The following is a 14,065-nucleotide window of genomic DNA, read 5'->3' on the forward strand; positions in this document are numbered from 1 at the left end:
CTCAGAACACATGGCAGAATACAGCTCAGTTCCTTCCGCTCAACCCGATTCTCAGTTTTCCTCTGACCGTGAACTGACCGCTACAGACAAAAACCGGATGCAAATTACTGACGATTTAACGAAACTTCTAGATATCCTGCCGACGCATTTACGCGATCGCTTAATGCAGCACCCCGAACGCGATCTCTTAGTCGAAGTCGTGATGGACTTAGGACGCTTCCCCGAAGCTCGTTTCCCTGGCAGGGCTGAATATTTGTCCGATACGCCAATCACAAAAGCAGATTTGGCAGAAAGCACGAAAAAAGTCGGAGATTTTGGCGGCGATAACCGTGCTGGGATTGAGAAAACGCTGCACCGGATTAGCGCGATTCGTAACCGTCGCGGTGAAGTGATTGGGTTAACTTGCCGCGTGGGTCGAGCGATTTTTGGCACGATCGGGATGATTCGCGATTTGGTCGAAAGTGGTCGATCGATTCTGATGCTCGGTCGTCCGGGTGTAGGTAAGACTACGGCACTGCGGGAAATTGCGCGGGTGCTGGCAGACGAACTCGATAAGCGCGTGGTCATCATCGATACGTCGAACGAAATTGCTGGAGATGGTGATGTTCCACATCCGGCGATCGGTCGCGCTCGTCGAATGCAAGTGGCTCGTCCGGAACTGCAACATCAGGTGATGATCGAAGCGGTGGAAAACCATATGCCCGAAGTCATCGTGATCGATGAAATCGGCACCGAACTCGAAGCACTGGCAGCCCGAACGATCGCAGAGCGCGGCGTGCAACTTGTGGGAACGGCTCACGGTAACAAGCTGGAAAACCTGATTAAGAATCCCACGCTGTCGGATCTCGTTGGGGGGATTCAATCGGTAACGCTGGGTGACGAAGAAGCCCGCAGACGCGGCACACAAAAGAGTGTGCTTGAACGTAAAGCCCCGCCGACTTTTGATATCGCTGTCGAAATGATGGAGCGGCAAAAGTGGGTGGTGCATGAGGAAGTGTCGGATACGATCGATATCCTCCTACGCGGCAGACAGCCGAATCCGCAAACCCGCACGACCGACGAAGACGGCAATGTGACGATTACGCACGAAACGCCGTCTGCACCCGAACCCCGGAGTCGTCCGCAAGCGGTTCCCGAAATCGGTAACTACTTTTCGGGGCAAGCGCGGGGCTGGCGATCGTCGGGACGGATGAAAGCGGTGGCAAGTCCGACGAATGTGCGATCGTTGACTCCAGAGCAGCAATCGTTTGAGCGGATGCTGGATGAGTCCTTGGGACGGAGCTTTGATCCCGTTGAGTCCACATCGTTTCCAGGGCCAAACGGTGAGGAATTGCCGTTGCACATCTATCCCTATGGAGTAAGTCGGCAGCAACTCGACCAAGTGATTCAAACGCTGAATTTACCTGTGCTGTTGACGAAGGACATGGATGGGGCTGATGCGGTGTTGGCGTTGCGATCGCACGTCAAAAACCATGCGAAGCTGCGCCATCTCGCTAAAACGCGCCAGATTCCGATTCACACCGTCAAATCAAACAGTGTGCCGCAGATTGCGATCGCGCTGCGACGATTGCTGAATATGGATGATTCGGGTGTACCCGGCGAAGCAGAGTTAAGCTTGATTGTGCGGGGCGACAACGAGGATGAAATCGAAGCGCTCGAAGAAGCACGGCTCGCCGTCGAGCAGATTGTGATTCCGAAGGGTCAGCCTGTGGAATTGCTGCCGCGATCGGCGACGGTGCGAAAGATGCAGCATGAATTAGTCGAGCATTACCGCTTGAAGTCGCGGAGTTTTGGTGAGGAACCGAATCGCCGCTTGCGGATTTATCCCGCTTAGAACTGGGAGTTTGGTAGACTCAATATCTGCCAAACTTCTAGTTTTCTTGATCATGCTTGAGTTCATTCGCTCGGATCTGGCTCAATTTGCGGCATACAACACGCAGCACACGGACAATTCACATCTTGATCGCCCCGATCGCTTAGACGTGAACGAAAATCCGTATGACCTGCCCGAAGAACTCAAGCAAAAACTTGCCTGGAGTTGGCAAACTGCGATCGAATCAAATCGCTATCCCGATGGCGGATATTTGTCGCTAAAAGACGCGATCGCCCAATATGTCAACGAAACGGCACATTCAGAATTTACAAACACAAATATTTCAGTGGGAAACGGCTCGGATGAATTAATCCGATCGTTGCTGATGGCAACCTGTTTAAATGGAGAAGGCTCGATTCTGGTTGCGAATCCCACGTTCTCGATGTACGGAATTTTGGCGAGAACGTTAGGAATTCCGACTATTAGTGTCGATCGGTCTGAGCAAAGTTTCGAGATCGATTTGACTGCTGCACAAAGCGCGATTGCCACTCATCCGATCCGCGTAGTTTTTGTCGTGCATCCTAATTCACCGACTGGAAACGCTCTCACAGAGGCAGAAATTCAATGGTTACGAAGCTTGCCGCAAAACATCTTGGTGGTGATCGACGAAGCGTATTTCGAGTTTAGTCAAACCACTTTAGCCGGAGAACTACCGCAGCATCCAAACTGGGTCGTCTTGCGAACCTTCTCTAAGGCATTTCGGTTAGCGGCGCATCGAGTTGGATACGCGATCGCGCATCCTGAACTAATCGAAGCGCTAGAAAAAATGCGGCTCCCGTTCAACTTACCAAGTTTTTCGATCGCAGCCGCCCGCTTTGCCGTCTCCGAACGCTATTCCCTTTTAGCAGTCGTCACAGAATTGTTAAATGAACGCTCAAAGCTACAACAGCAATTAAAACAACTTCCAAATCTACAAACCTGGGATAGTGCAGCGAATTTCATTTATGCACGATCGCCCCAAGACCTAGCCGAACTGTGCGATCGTCTCAGACAGCAAGGCACGATTATTCGGCATACAGGCGGCGGCTTGCGAATCACGATCGGGACTCCTGCCGAAAACCAGCGAACGTTCGATCGACTGGCTGCGCTTCTGGGGTAAAGGTACCAAAAAAGAGCCTACAAGCTGTAAGCTCTCTAATCTTTGAGTAAACCAATTTCTCTAACCCAGTAAATACGCAGATTTAAGTGCCCACAAAATCAGCACTCCAATGCTTCCCAAAAGCAAAGTTGCAGAAACGCCAACCACGATCGGACTATCTGCACCGTCAAATTTCATAATGCCGCGATTCAGATCTGACATAGCTCAACACTCCAACATGACAACTCGGTGACTAACACAAGGCTATTCAAGAAATTGCGTTGTTCCTTCTTTCTCAAGCATTATTTTATCTTCTCATTCTCATAAGTCCAAGTAATGAGCAGGATTTCTGCATCAATCTCTCTAAGAGCAGCCAAGATAGTAAGGCAAATTACACAGACCCCGGATGAATTGGATCGTCCTAGCGATCGCCCTGATCACGATCGCGCTCATTCTTCTTGAACTCGCCCTTAAAACTTTGTTTGGCTTCGGTGAGCCACCGCTTTACATTCCAGATGCGGAAATCGGCTATCTGCTTGCTCCCAATCAATCGGTGCGGCGATTTGGCAACCGGATCGAAATCAATTCATATTCAATGCGATCGCGCCCCTTTGCCCCAAAACCCTCCACTGGCACAAAGCGCGTTTTGATGCTGGGCGATTCGATTATTAACGGGGGATGGTGGACAGATCAAAACGACTTGATTTCAGAGTTGATGATGCGATGGTCAGGTCATCCGATCGAAGTCCTCAACGCCTCAGCGAATTCTTGGTCGCCTCGAAATGAACTCGCCTATCTCAACCGCTTTGGAACGTTTAATGCTGATGCAATTGTGTTAGTCATTAATACCGATGACTTATTTGGAACACCGCCGACAGCCCTCGGAGTCGGGCGCGATCGCAATTACCCGGATCGAAAACCAATGAGCGCGATCAGCGAAGTGATCGATCGCTATCTTCTACCCGCACCGAAATTACCGGATGAATTGAAAAAAATTCAGGCGGAACCGGGCGATCGAGTCGGCATTAATCTAGACGCGATTCGACAAATTCGAGATCTTGCGATTCAAAACAAAGCGAAATTTGTTTTAGTCATGACCCCACTATTACGAGAGCTAACGCCACCTGGATCACGCGATTACGAAATCACCGCACGCCAACGATTAACAGAGATGGCGCAATTAGAGCAAATTCAGTACCTTGATTTTCTCACTATTTTTCAAGGCGAATCGACTAGCCCACAAGAACTCTACCGGGATTCTATCCACCTCAGCTTACGTGGGAATCAACTGCTGAGCCATTGGATTTGTAAATCAATTTAATCGCATCTTCAACTAATCTCAGGCAAACTTGGGGAATTAAATCCTTCAATAGTGAATGTACCCAGTAGCAAGGTTTAGAGGTTTGAATTATGGCTTTATTAGGGATAGATGTCTCGACCTACCAGGGCGATATTGATTGGGCAACCGTCGCCAGCCAGGGTGTGTTTTATGGATTTGCCAAAGCCACCGAGGGCGCAACTAGCCGAGACGATAAATTTACGCGCAACTGGGCAGGAATGCGATCGGTCGGCATTGTCCGGGGTGCGTACCATTTTTTCCGCCCCGGTCGAGATCCTGCTACTCAAGCGAATAACTTCCTGCAAACTGTGCAATCGATCGAGGCATTCGATTTGCCTGCCGTGCTTGATTTAGAAATCGACGACGGATTGAGCGCGGCAACAGTGATCGAGCGAGCGCTGCAATGGCTTGACATTATCGAAACCAGAACCGGACGCAAACCAATTCTCTATACATTTCCAAGTTATTGGGAAGAAAAACTTAAAAATCCTAAACAGTTTGCAGCCTACCCGCTTTGGATTGCGAACTTCGGCACCCGATCGCCCTTTGTTCCTGCCACCTGGAGCCGCTGGACATTCCATCAATATTCTGAATCCGGGACACTGCGCGGAATTGTAGGCAATGTCGATTTAAACCAATTCAATGGCAATTTAGATGGACTACAAAAGCTGTTAAAAGGTCGCATTCCCCTTAGACAAGGCTCAGAAGGAGATGTCGTGCAAGAAATGCAGAATTTGTTGGAAGCGCAGGGATTCGATGTCGGAACGCCCGATGGGGATTTTGGACCAAAAACCAAGGCGCAAGTCGCTGCGTTTCAAAGAGCAAAAAATCTAGTGGCAGATGGCATTGTTGGAGTGGCAACCTGGGCAGCGCTACTAGCAGGTAAAACCGCAGTACCGACTCCGACTCCGACTCCGATTCCAACTCCAACTCCCGCCTCTCCACCCCCGATCGACCTCATCAACGTCGCGAAGTCCTACCGGGGTGCAGCCCATCAAGATGCTGCCCTGAGATGGCTGCAAAGTCAGATTCCTCAATCGGTTCTGGATGACTTCGCGAAGCGCTGGAGACAGCCATAAACACAAAAGAAGTCCGATTTCGCAAAAGAACCGGACTTCTAATACAAGTTGAGAACTATAAATTAGGTGTTTTTCTCGTCGGTTTCCTGTCGCCAGCAATGCTCCAGAAGGTAAACTTCCGATCGCTCCCAACAGCGCTCTAGCTTCTGAACGCGATGGGTATGCCAAAACTTCTCTAAGTTCCAAACGAACGGACGCTCACGGTCAAATAGTTCTTGATTGAGATAGTCCCACCACGGGAAACGATCGGAGGAATAATTCATGCAAGGGGTCGAGTAATCTGTGCTAGGAGTAGAACAAGTTCGGATGCACCTATCTAAGGAGTGATTTTTTGCATCACAAAGCTGTCCAATCAGTATGGCATTGAATTATTAAAATCGATCACAAAAAAGCTTGAATCTGTCAGGGTTTTCTAGCTTCTTTAAGAAATATCTAGATTGCGTGAAATTTCTATAAGGCTTGAAACCTTAGTTGTCATCGATCTGGCTGACTCGTCGCATATTCAGCACGTCTGTCATCTTTTTAATCTGAGCAAAGGTGCGTTCTAGCTGAGCGTGGTCGCAAATATCAATGCCCAGGTCAATCACCGCCGTTTGATCCGGAAAGGTTTTGACTTGGGCATTGCGGACGTTGATATTGTTGTCGGTAAGGCGAGAAAGAATGTCTTTGAGCACTCCCACACGATCGATGACTTCGATTTGGATGTCGATCGGATAAGTTTGAGCGCGTCCAGTGGTCTGTTGGGTAGGATTCCAGCTCAGGGGTACTAAGCGATCGCCCGGAACAGAATCGACGTTGGGACAGCCTTGACGATGAATTGAAATGCCGCGATTGCTGCGGGTAATGACTCCAATAATCGATTCTCCGGGCAAGGGATGACAACAGCCTGCCATGTAATGCAACAAGCCTTCGACTCCCGCGATCGGGCATTTCGCCGTTGGTGCAGGTACGGCTCTCGGTGCAGCAGGAAGCAAGGGAATGAGAGCCGCATCGTTTGCCAAACTCGACGGTGAAGGTTGAGGGTGAGACAGCGATTGCTGTGCTTTGACGGCATCTCGAATGCGGTTGAGGGCTAGATTCAAAGTGATTTCGCCGTATCCGACGGCTGCCACGAAATCTTCAACGCTGTGATAGTTGCAGCGTTCAGCCGCCGTTAGCATCGGGGCGGATTTCATCAACGCTTCAAAGCCGTTTTTGCCGAGTTCTTTCTCCAGCATTTCACGACCGCGCAGCACGTTCTCGTCATGGTGCGATCGCTTGTACGCTTGTCGAATCCGATTTCTCGCGCCTGTGGTGACGACGAAATTCAGCCAGTCCAGACTGGGGCGGGCGTTCTTTTGAGTAATGATTTCGACGATATCGCCCATTCTCAATTGCGTATCGAGCTGAACCATGCGACCGTTCACTTTCGCGCCTGCACAGTGGTTGCCAACTTCAGTATGAATCCGGTACGCAAAATCTACCGGAGTCGATCGCGGACTAAGAGCAACAACTTCTCCTTTCGGCGTGAACACATACACATCGCCATCGAAGAGGTTGTCTTTAATGCTCTCAAGGTATTCTTGCGCGTCTTTAAGATCGTTTTGCCAGTCGAGCAGTTGGCGCAGCCAGGTAAATTTCTCGTCGTCGCTGGTGAGCTTCGAGGTTGAGCCGCCGGATTCTTTGTATTTCCAGTGCGCTGCAATTCCGTATTCTGCGACATGGTGCATTCCGAGCGTCCGGATCTGGACTTCTAAGGGACGACCAGAATCTCCAATCACAACCGTATGCAGCGATTGATAACGGTTCGGTTTAGGTAAGCCGATGTAGTCTTTGAAGCGTCCGGGGATCGGACGGAAGGTGTCATGCACGATTGCGAGAGCGCGATAACATTCATCGTTGTTTTCTACAATGATTCGGACAGCGGCGACATCGTAAATTTGCTCATAGTCTTTTTGCTGACGCTGCATCTTTTGGTAAATGCCGTAAAGATGCTTGGGTCTACCGCTGACTTCGACGCAATGGACTCCTACTTGATCAAGACGGCGTTTGAAGGTCGCTGCAACTTCGCTGAGTCTTGCTTCGCGATCGCCCCGTTTTTCCGAAACTAATTTCTGAATTTCTCGATAAGCATCGGTTTCGAGATACTTGAATGCGAGGTCTTCGAGTTCCCACTTGATATTACCGATCCCCAAGCGGTTCGCCAGCGGTGCAAAAATCTCGCGGGTTTCGAGCGAGATTCGCTGCTGCTTCTCGGATGGCAGATGCTCCAGCGTTCGCATATTGTGGAGTCGATCGGCAAGTTTCACCACGATCACGCGAATGTCCTGCGCCATCGCAAGAAACATGCGGCGGAAGTTTTCTGCCTGTCGCTCGGTCTTGCTAGAGAAGTTAAATTTAGAAAGCTTGGTCACGCCATCGACCAGACATCGAACTTCAGACCCAAACCGCTCTTCGATTTCTTCGGGTGTGACATCCGTATCTTCAACGACATCATGCAAAAATCCGGCGGCAATCATTACGCCGCTCCCACCGAGATCTCTTAAAATGCCTGCTACCGCGACAGGATGAGCGATGTACGGTTCGCCGGAGGCACGCTTCTGCCCTGCGTGCAGTTGATAAGCAAATTCAAACGCACGGCAGATCAAATCTTGATCGCGTTGGTTGTCGTCGGAGGGTTTGAGGAAACACTCACGCAACCAATCGGGTAAAGCAAAGTCAATGGTGGGGATGGATGCCGCTACATTCATGCTGATTTGCGTGACTAGAGTGCAGGTTCAGACAATCAGATCTAGACAATAAAGAGATCGTGGAGGAAATTCAAATCCTGGATTAATGTATAGCGCTATACAAAAGAATCAATGAATAGAAAATGAGTCTAGCATAAGGAGCTTTCCTAACGGCTAGACACTAAGATTTGAACTTCAGAATCGACAAACAGCGAGACAAAAAATTCACAGAGATAGCGCCCTTGAAATCGTCTCGCACTCAGGTCGATTCAAGTGAAAATAGAGGGTATATCTTAAGCTTGTTAAAACAATCGTAACGCTCATTCTATCGAATGGTGATCCGTTTCTTGGCGGAAATTTTGGATTGTTGAGAAATTTTGCGATCGTCCTCAACTCAAGCAAAACTCAGGGTCTTGCATACGTACTTCCCACGATGTGGACAATTTCGAGCGAATTTATACCGAGAGCTTCAACCATCTACTGAAACACCGTTCTACATCCAATTATGCTTTTCAGCGATCCCCGCTCTTTCACTAAAGTTCAAGCATGTTAACAGAGAACCAAGTCCGCGTTTTTCAACGATTCCAAAACGCGATCGTTGCACTCGATCAAACTCTCAACACGGTCGAACTGGATCGACCTGCGCTTCATCAAAAGATACGATCGCTCCAGCAGATTTTCCAGGAGGAGATTCAGCCGATTCAATCCGAGCACTATCAAACGCATTCTGTCTTAGTGGAAATCAATAAACAAATGCGGTTGCTTGGGATGGATGGAATGTTTTTACAGACTGCGCGGCAGGCTGGAACCGTCGAAATGCGGCTTGGGCAGGTTCGCGATCGCATTAAATTCTTGACCACCTATTGCAGTGCGATTCTAGGGACTGAGCCTGATTAAATAAGAAACGTCGGATTGAGGATTGCGCCATGCAGTGCCCAAAAGAGAGAAAAATCACGCTAATTGATGGCACATTAACCGAGGCATTAGCGGTGAAACAGTGTCCTGACTGTAAAGGAACCTGGATTCCGTCTGAGAATTACAAGGCATGGCAGGCAGAAAGACCCCATCCTAAAACTGTTGCAGATCTAATTCCCAAAACATTAGATGTAGAGTTCGTACAGTCGCCGCTTGATGCTAAGGCAGCGCTGTGTCCTGAGTGCGGGAGCTATCTTGCGCGAGTCAAAGTCGGCATGAAAACGCCCTTTTATGTGGAACGCTGTTTAAGCTGTGGGGGAATTTGGTGCGATCGTGGTGAATGGGACGCACTCGAAACAATGGGATTGCACCTTGCGATCGAGCAGTTGTTCTCCAGTGAGTGGCAAACTTTATCGAGAGAGCGCGAACATCTCGCCATTGAGAAGCAGGCGACGATCGATCGCTTAGGAGTCGAGTTAGCAACTCAAGTGTTTGAGTTAGCGGAAGTGCTGAAGAACCATCCAAACGGGGATTTTGGTGTAGCCTATTTGATGCGGCGATTTGAGAATTTTGCTCAGGAAGTGAAGCCGCAGAATTCTGAACCGAGGTAACTCCCAAAATTTGAGCAGTGTTTTAACCTTCAAAGTCCCCCATTCTGGGGGATTTAGGGGGCACCCCGGATACAGCATCGCAACTTATCTGTAATGATCGCTCACTTTCTCACAGCGCGGAACATACCGAAGCGACACAATCCCGCCCCAAACGCTAATCGCATCAATAGCAGGGTTGGCACTTCTCGCAGGGACTTGATCAAGCCAGGAACTCCGAAGCGGATTAACCCTTGAGGACGCGCAACTCCTTGCCAAATCGAATCTAGCCAAGACGGTAGCGTTTCCCTTGTCCAATCTGCCGTCTGAACCGTGCCATCCGTCAAATGTGTCGCCTCTAATTGTTCTGCAAATCCTTCAATACTGGCAAACTCTGGATGTGCCCACTGATCCAGCAGTTGGCGCATCACCCAACGCTCCCACAAAACGAGCGGCTGCTTTCTCGCGTCTCGCTGATTCCAGTCCGCAACCACCAGAATTCCACCGGGTTTAAGCACTCGCATGAGTTCCTTTGCAAATACCGCTTTATCTGGCATATGTGGGCCTGCTTCAATGCACCACACCACCTCAAAACTGGCATCCGGGAACGACAGATTCATTGCATCATCTTGCTGGAATTTTGCCGAAAGTTCCGATGGCGTGAGTTCCTGTGCTCGTTTGACTTGTCCAGGACTGATCGTAATTCCCGTCACATCAAAGGCATAGTCCCTTGCCAAAATCCGGCTACTTCCCCCAATTCCACAGCCTACATCTAAAACGGTTGTCCCGGCAGGAAGCTTGTCTAGTCCACCCCAGCACACCATTTCATGCACAAAGTCTGATTTTGCTGTGAGAAAGTTTTTAGACCGAGGCGGAGAGCCGTAATGACCGAGGTGGATATGTTCTCCCCAGTAGAACTCTAGAATGCCGTCTTGAGTCCATTCATCATAAGCGGTTGCAACCGAATCGCCCGATTGATACCGACGCGGATTTAGTAGATAGATCAGTGCCAAGACGATCGACACCATCAACAAAAGCCAGACGATATTCATAAAACCATTGAGCAGAACTCTTTTATGATAAAAGCTTCTCTGCCCAAGATGAAGAAATGCTAATCTAGCAAAATCAGCCGGAAATTCAGTAATGATGCAACCGAACACACCCGGCGAGCGAGATATCAATCGACAATTTAGAGATTTAAACCGCCGAGTTGAGCGCATGGAGTACGCACAAATGCGGAGCAAACTAGATTGATTGAACAATCACTTCTGCGGCTTCGGCTAAGTTAGCAACCTTAAAATGAGGAGTCCGCGATTCATTCAGAATCCACTCCGTCTCATTGCCGTTGTCGATCAAAATCGTCCGACATCCCGCACTTCGACCGGCTTCCACATCATTCAAAATATCGCCAATCATCCACGATCGCGCTAAATCAATCTGATGTTCCTGTGCCGCCTTGAGCAACATTCCAGCACGGGGTTTACGACACTCACACTCAAGGCGATATTCGGCGATCGTGCCCTGTGGATGATGTGGACAGTAATAAAATCCATCTAACTCAATCGGGTTCACTAATTCCTGTAATCGCTGCTCAACGCCGATCAAGGCAGACTCAGGAAAATAACCCCGCGCTACTCCCGATTGATTCGAGACCACAATCAATTTGAATCCACGATCGCGCAAAAGCCTCAACGCCGATCGTGCAAACTCAGCTAACTGAATCTTACTTGGTTCCACATTGTAAGGAATATCCGGAATCAGCGTTCCGTCTTTGTCAAGAAAAATAGCGGGAAACATACGATCGACGACTCCAAAAAAATTCTGCGAAATCTACCGATTTTCGCCTGAAGTTTTTAAACTAAAGGAGGCTGTCCGATTTGCATATCTGACGAGGCTCCGACCCTACTTTACGGGATCATTGAGCTAAACCCTACGCAAGTGCTGCAACATCAGCGGTGTGAGCTAACGTATAAAGCAACGGCAACTTCAACTCTAAGAAACGCCAGAAGGAAAGAACTATGGGATTATTTGACCGCATCAGCCGCGTTGTCCGCTCCAACGTGAATGACATGGTGAGCAAGGCAGAAGATCCAGAGAAGATTCTGGAGCAAGCTGTCCAAGATATGCAGGAAGATTTGGTGCAGCTTCGTCAAGCCGTCGCGCAGGCGATCGCCTCGCAAAAACGCACCCAGCAACAATATAATCAAGCTCAAACGGAATCGAACAATTGGCAACAACGGGCACAACTCGCCCTGCAAAAAGGCGACGAAAATCTTGCCCGCGAAGCCCTCACCCGCAGAAAAACTCATACTGAAACTGCGACCGCGCTCAAAACTCAACTCGATACCCAATCTAGTCAGGTTGATACCCTCAAGCGCAGCCTCATCGCCCTCGAAGGCAAGATCTCAGAAGCCAAGACCAAAAAAGATATGCTCAAAGCCCGCGCCAGCGCAGCCAAGGCTCAAGAGCAACTGCAAGGGATGGTTAACAACATGGGAACCAGCACCGCAATGGCAGCATTCGAGCGGATGGAAGACAAGGTGCTGCAACTCGAAGCACGATCGCAAGCCGCAGGTGAACTGGCTGGAGCCGACCTTGAAGCGCAATTCCGGGCGCTTGAGTCTGGTGATGTTGACCTCGAACTCGAAGCAATGAAGCAGCAAATGCTAGCAGGTTCACAGCCAGCGCAGCAATCGCTACCCGGAACGGCAGCCCCTCAGACCACGCAAGCCCCGAAAGATACAGCGATCGATTCTGAGTTAGAGGATCTCAAAAAGCAGTTAGACAATCTCTAGGTGGGGAGTGGGGAGAGTTCCTCCCCGCTTCATCCCGTTATTAATAAGAAATCGTTACAATCAAAGAAAGTCTCTAGATTGAAACGAAAAGGTTTTTCATGGCTGACCAGTTAATTCGAGCAACTGCCGCAGAGGGTGGAATCCGGGCAGTCGGGGTGATTACCACCCGCCTCAGCGAAGAAGCAAGACAGCGCCACAAATTATCGTATGTTGCGACCGCTGCACTCGGCAGAGCAATGTCGGCAGGATTGTTGCTGGCATCGAGCATGAAGCGATCGGAGTCACGAGTGAATATCCGCATTCGCGGCAATGGCCCCATGGGCGGATTGATGGTCGATGCAGGCACAGATGGAACAGTTCGCGGGTATGTGGACAATCCAGAGGTCGAATTGCCAGCCAACGCGAAGGGAAAATTAGATGTCGGCGGCGCAGTCGGTAACGATGGATATGTGTATGTTGTACGAGATGTCGGCTATGGTTATCCCTACTCCAGCACCGTAGAACTCGTTTCAGGCGAAATTGGCGACGATATTACTCACTATCTGGCATCGTCAGAGCAAACCCCTTCTGCCTTGTTTCTGGGAGTTTTCGTTGATCCGAGTGGTGTACAGGCGGCAGGGGGATTATTAATTCAAATTCTCCCGAAAGCCGCAGAAAATCCTGAACTTGTCGCGCTGCTAGAGTCGAGACTGTCCACGCTGCAAGGATTTACGCCTTTGCTGCAAGCGGGTAAAACTCTGCCGATGATATTCGAGGAATTGCTAGGGGATATGGGCTTGCAGCTCTTTTCCGACACGCAGTTGGTACGATTTCATTGCGGCTGTTCGGTCGATCGCGTCCTGGGAGCGCTCAAACTGCTGGGCGAAGCCGAACTGCGTGACATGATTGAAACCGATCAAGGTGCAGAAGCAACCTGTCATTTCTGCGGCGAAGTCTACAAAGCAAACATCGACCAACTAGAACAGTTGATCGATGAGTTAAAAGAAGCAAACTAAATTCAGCAAAAAAATCAGCTACAAAAGATCAACTACTCTGGGCGGCTCGATACGGGCTGTCCAGTTCTTTGCTCAGCATACATTGCCCGGAGAACAAGCGCGGGATCAACCCATTGGCTTGAGTATTTCAGTCCCCAGTGCAAGTGCGGGCCTGTCGTGCGTCCGGTCATGCCGATTCGTCCAATGCGCTGTCCTGCTGTCACCGTCTGACCTTCATAGATTTGGACATCGCCCGATCGAATAAACTTGCCTTGACCGTTACGCCCTGCTGATCCTTGCATATGGCAGTAAATATGCTCCCAGTCACCCGATCGGATTACAACCGATGTACCACAGGCGCTACCGTCTGAAACTTCAACGACTTTTCCTGTCCACCAGTTACGAATGTAGCTGCCTTCCGGGGCTGCCATGTCTAAACCACGATGAAACTCGCGGTTGTAGGAGCCGTCCGGCGACAGCCGATAGCCGAAAGGTGAGGTGTAGCCTTGAAAGTTTTCTACAGGGAAAGATGCGCCCTGCCAGCTACTTCCAGTTGCGATTAAATTGGTCTCGAATGCTAAGAGTCCTTGTTGACCCCAAGATAAAGCGATCGCTGCTAAAAATCCGAGACTGATGACGATGCAAAACCGTTTCAGCGTGAACCGCGATCGGGTGATTAATGACCTCCATACTTGCCTCATTCATTTCTCCTTGTGT

At 49.7% G+C, this 14,065-nt stretch carries 14 protein-coding genes; 8 read left to right on the plus strand and 6 right to left on the minus strand.

Translation table 11 applies throughout. The features are described from left to right. Positions 1-97: 97 nt before the first annotated feature. Together NC981_RS03025 and NC981_RS03030 are read left to right on the plus strand one after the other, a co-directional pair. On the plus strand, positions 98-1,834 hold the full coding sequence (locus NC981_RS03025) for a R3H domain-containing nucleic acid-binding protein (protein ID WP_348242032.1): 1,737 nt from the start codon (positions 98-100) through the stop codon (positions 1,832-1,834). 52 nt (positions 1,835-1,886) lie between these two features. Continuing rightward, on the plus strand, positions 1,887-2,972 hold the full coding sequence (locus tag NC981_RS03030; protein ID WP_348241470.1) for a histidinol-phosphate transaminase: 1,086 nt from the start codon (positions 1,887-1,889) through the stop codon (positions 2,970-2,972). Positions 2,973-3,032: 60 nt separating this feature from the next. Here the strand turns inward: NC981_RS03030 and NC981_RS03035 are convergent, their stop codons facing one another. After that, on the minus strand, positions 3,033-3,173 hold the full coding sequence (locus NC981_RS03035; protein WP_348241471.1) for a hypothetical protein: 141 nt from the start codon (positions 3,171-3,173) through the stop codon (positions 3,033-3,035). A 184-nt stretch (positions 3,174-3,357) separates the two neighbouring features. On the opposite strand from NC981_RS03035, the gene NC981_RS03040 reads away from it, so the two are divergent. Beyond that, on the plus strand, positions 3,358-4,272 hold the full coding sequence (locus NC981_RS03040; RefSeq protein ID WP_348241472.1) for an SGNH/GDSL hydrolase family protein: 915 nt from the start codon (positions 3,358-3,360) through the stop codon (positions 4,270-4,272). 89 nt (positions 4,273-4,361) lie between these two features. Continuing rightward, positions 4,362-5,369: a GH25 family lysozyme gene (locus NC981_RS03045; protein WP_348241473.1), complete on the plus strand. Its 1,008-nt coding sequence runs from the start codon at positions 4,362-4,364 to the stop codon at positions 5,367-5,369. Between the two features lie 62 nt (positions 5,370-5,431). Here the strand turns inward: NC981_RS03045 and NC981_RS03050 are convergent, their stop codons facing one another. Further along, positions 5,432-5,632, minus strand: coding sequence for a hypothetical protein (locus NC981_RS03050; RefSeq protein WP_348241474.1), 201 nt, complete (start codon positions 5,630-5,632; stop codon positions 5,432-5,434). Between the two features lie 204 nt (positions 5,633-5,836). Further along, positions 5,837-8,098: a bifunctional (p)ppGpp synthetase/guanosine-3',5'-bis(diphosphate) 3'-pyrophosphohydrolase gene (locus NC981_RS03055; RefSeq protein WP_348241475.1), complete on the minus strand. Its 2,262-nt coding sequence runs from the start codon at positions 8,096-8,098 to the stop codon at positions 5,837-5,839. Between the two features lie 525 nt (positions 8,099-8,623). Between NC981_RS03055 and patD the strand changes: the two genes are divergently transcribed. Continuing rightward, on the plus strand, positions 8,624-8,974 hold the full coding sequence (gene patD, locus NC981_RS03060; RefSeq protein ID WP_348241476.1) for a heterocyst frequency control protein PatD: 351 nt from the start codon (positions 8,624-8,626) through the stop codon (positions 8,972-8,974). Positions 8,975-9,003: 29 nt separating this feature from the next. Further along, entirely contained in the window at positions 9,004-9,603 is a 600-nt protein-coding gene (locus NC981_RS03065; protein ID WP_348241477.1) for a zf-TFIIB domain-containing protein, read from the plus strand. 101 nt (positions 9,604-9,704) lie between these two features. On the opposite strand, the gene NC981_RS03070 is transcribed toward NC981_RS03065, so the two are convergent. Both NC981_RS03070 and NC981_RS03075 read right to left on the minus strand, forming a co-directional pair. Further along, on the minus strand, positions 9,705-10,631 hold the full coding sequence (locus NC981_RS03070; RefSeq protein WP_348241478.1) for a methyltransferase domain-containing protein: 927 nt from the start codon (positions 10,629-10,631) through the stop codon (positions 9,705-9,707). A gap of 193 nt (positions 10,632-10,824) precedes the next feature. Then, complete coding sequence (locus NC981_RS03075; RefSeq protein WP_348241479.1) at positions 10,825-11,376, minus strand: HAD family hydrolase; 552 nt, start codon at positions 11,374-11,376, stop codon at positions 10,825-10,827. Between the two features lie 221 nt (positions 11,377-11,597). Here NC981_RS03075 and NC981_RS03080 point away from each other — a divergent pair, with 221 nt between their 5' ends. Together NC981_RS03080 and hslO are read left to right on the plus strand one after the other, a co-directional pair. Continuing rightward, entirely contained in the window at positions 11,598-12,374 is a 777-nt protein-coding gene (locus NC981_RS03080; protein WP_190378617.1) for a PspA/IM30 family protein, read from the plus strand. Between the two features lie 98 nt (positions 12,375-12,472). Then, positions 12,473-13,369: an Hsp33 family molecular chaperone HslO gene (gene hslO, locus NC981_RS03085; protein WP_348241480.1), complete on the plus strand. Its 897-nt coding sequence runs from the start codon at positions 12,473-12,475 to the stop codon at positions 13,367-13,369. Positions 13,370-13,401: 32 nt separating this feature from the next. On the opposite strand, the gene NC981_RS03090 is transcribed toward hslO, so the two are convergent. Then, positions 13,402-14,049 (minus strand): M23 family metallopeptidase, encoded by a 648-nt coding sequence (locus NC981_RS03090; protein ID WP_348241481.1) that lies wholly within the window; start codon positions 14,047-14,049, stop codon positions 13,402-13,404. Positions 14,050-14,065: the final 16 nt, after the last annotated feature.

Source organism: Leptolyngbya sp. DQ-M1 (assembly GCF_039962505.1).
Taxonomy (GTDB): domain Bacteria; phylum Cyanobacteriota; class Cyanobacteriia; order Leptolyngbyales; family Leptolyngbyaceae; genus Leptolyngbya.

What these genes read in the sequence shown, in the direction of transcription:
- NC981_RS03025 (WP_348242032.1), top strand. Translation starts at nt 98, where the DNA reads ATGCAAATTACTGACGATTTAACGAAACTTCTAGATATCCTGCCGACG.
- NC981_RS03030 (WP_348241470.1), top strand. Translation starts at nt 1,887, where the DNA reads ATGCTTGAGTTCATTCGCTCGGATCTGGCTCAATTTGCGGCATACAAC.
- NC981_RS03035 (WP_348241471.1), bottom strand. Translation starts at nt 3,173, where the DNA reads ATGTCAGATCTGAATCGCGGCATTATGAAATTTGACGGTGCAGATAGT.
- NC981_RS03040 (WP_348241472.1), top strand. Translation starts at nt 3,358, where the DNA reads ATGAATTGGATCGTCCTAGCGATCGCCCTGATCACGATCGCGCTCATT.
- NC981_RS03045 (WP_348241473.1), top strand. Translation starts at nt 4,362, where the DNA reads ATGGCTTTATTAGGGATAGATGTCTCGACCTACCAGGGCGATATTGAT.
- NC981_RS03050 (WP_348241474.1), bottom strand. Translation starts at nt 5,632, where the DNA reads ATGAATTATTCCTCCGATCGTTTCCCGTGGTGGGACTATCTCAATCAA.
- NC981_RS03055 (WP_348241475.1), bottom strand. Translation starts at nt 8,098, where the DNA reads ATGAATGTAGCGGCATCCATCCCCACCATTGACTTTGCTTTACCCGAT.
- patD (WP_348241476.1), top strand. Translation starts at nt 8,624, where the DNA reads ATGTTAACAGAGAACCAAGTCCGCGTTTTTCAACGATTCCAAAACGCG.
- NC981_RS03065 (WP_348241477.1), top strand. Translation starts at nt 9,004, where the DNA reads ATGCAGTGCCCAAAAGAGAGAAAAATCACGCTAATTGATGGCACATTA.
- NC981_RS03070 (WP_348241478.1), bottom strand. Translation starts at nt 10,631, where the DNA reads ATGAATATCGTCTGGCTTTTGTTGATGGTGTCGATCGTCTTGGCACTG.
- NC981_RS03075 (WP_348241479.1), bottom strand. Translation starts at nt 11,376, where the DNA reads ATGTTTCCCGCTATTTTTCTTGACAAAGACGGAACGCTGATTCCGGAT.
- NC981_RS03080 (WP_190378617.1), top strand. Translation starts at nt 11,598, where the DNA reads ATGGGATTATTTGACCGCATCAGCCGCGTTGTCCGCTCCAACGTGAAT.
- hslO (WP_348241480.1), top strand. Translation starts at nt 12,473, where the DNA reads ATGGCTGACCAGTTAATTCGAGCAACTGCCGCAGAGGGTGGAATCCGG.
- NC981_RS03090 (WP_348241481.1), bottom strand. Translation starts at nt 14,049, where the DNA reads ATGAGGCAAGTATGGAGGTCATTAATCACCCGATCGCGGTTCACGCTG.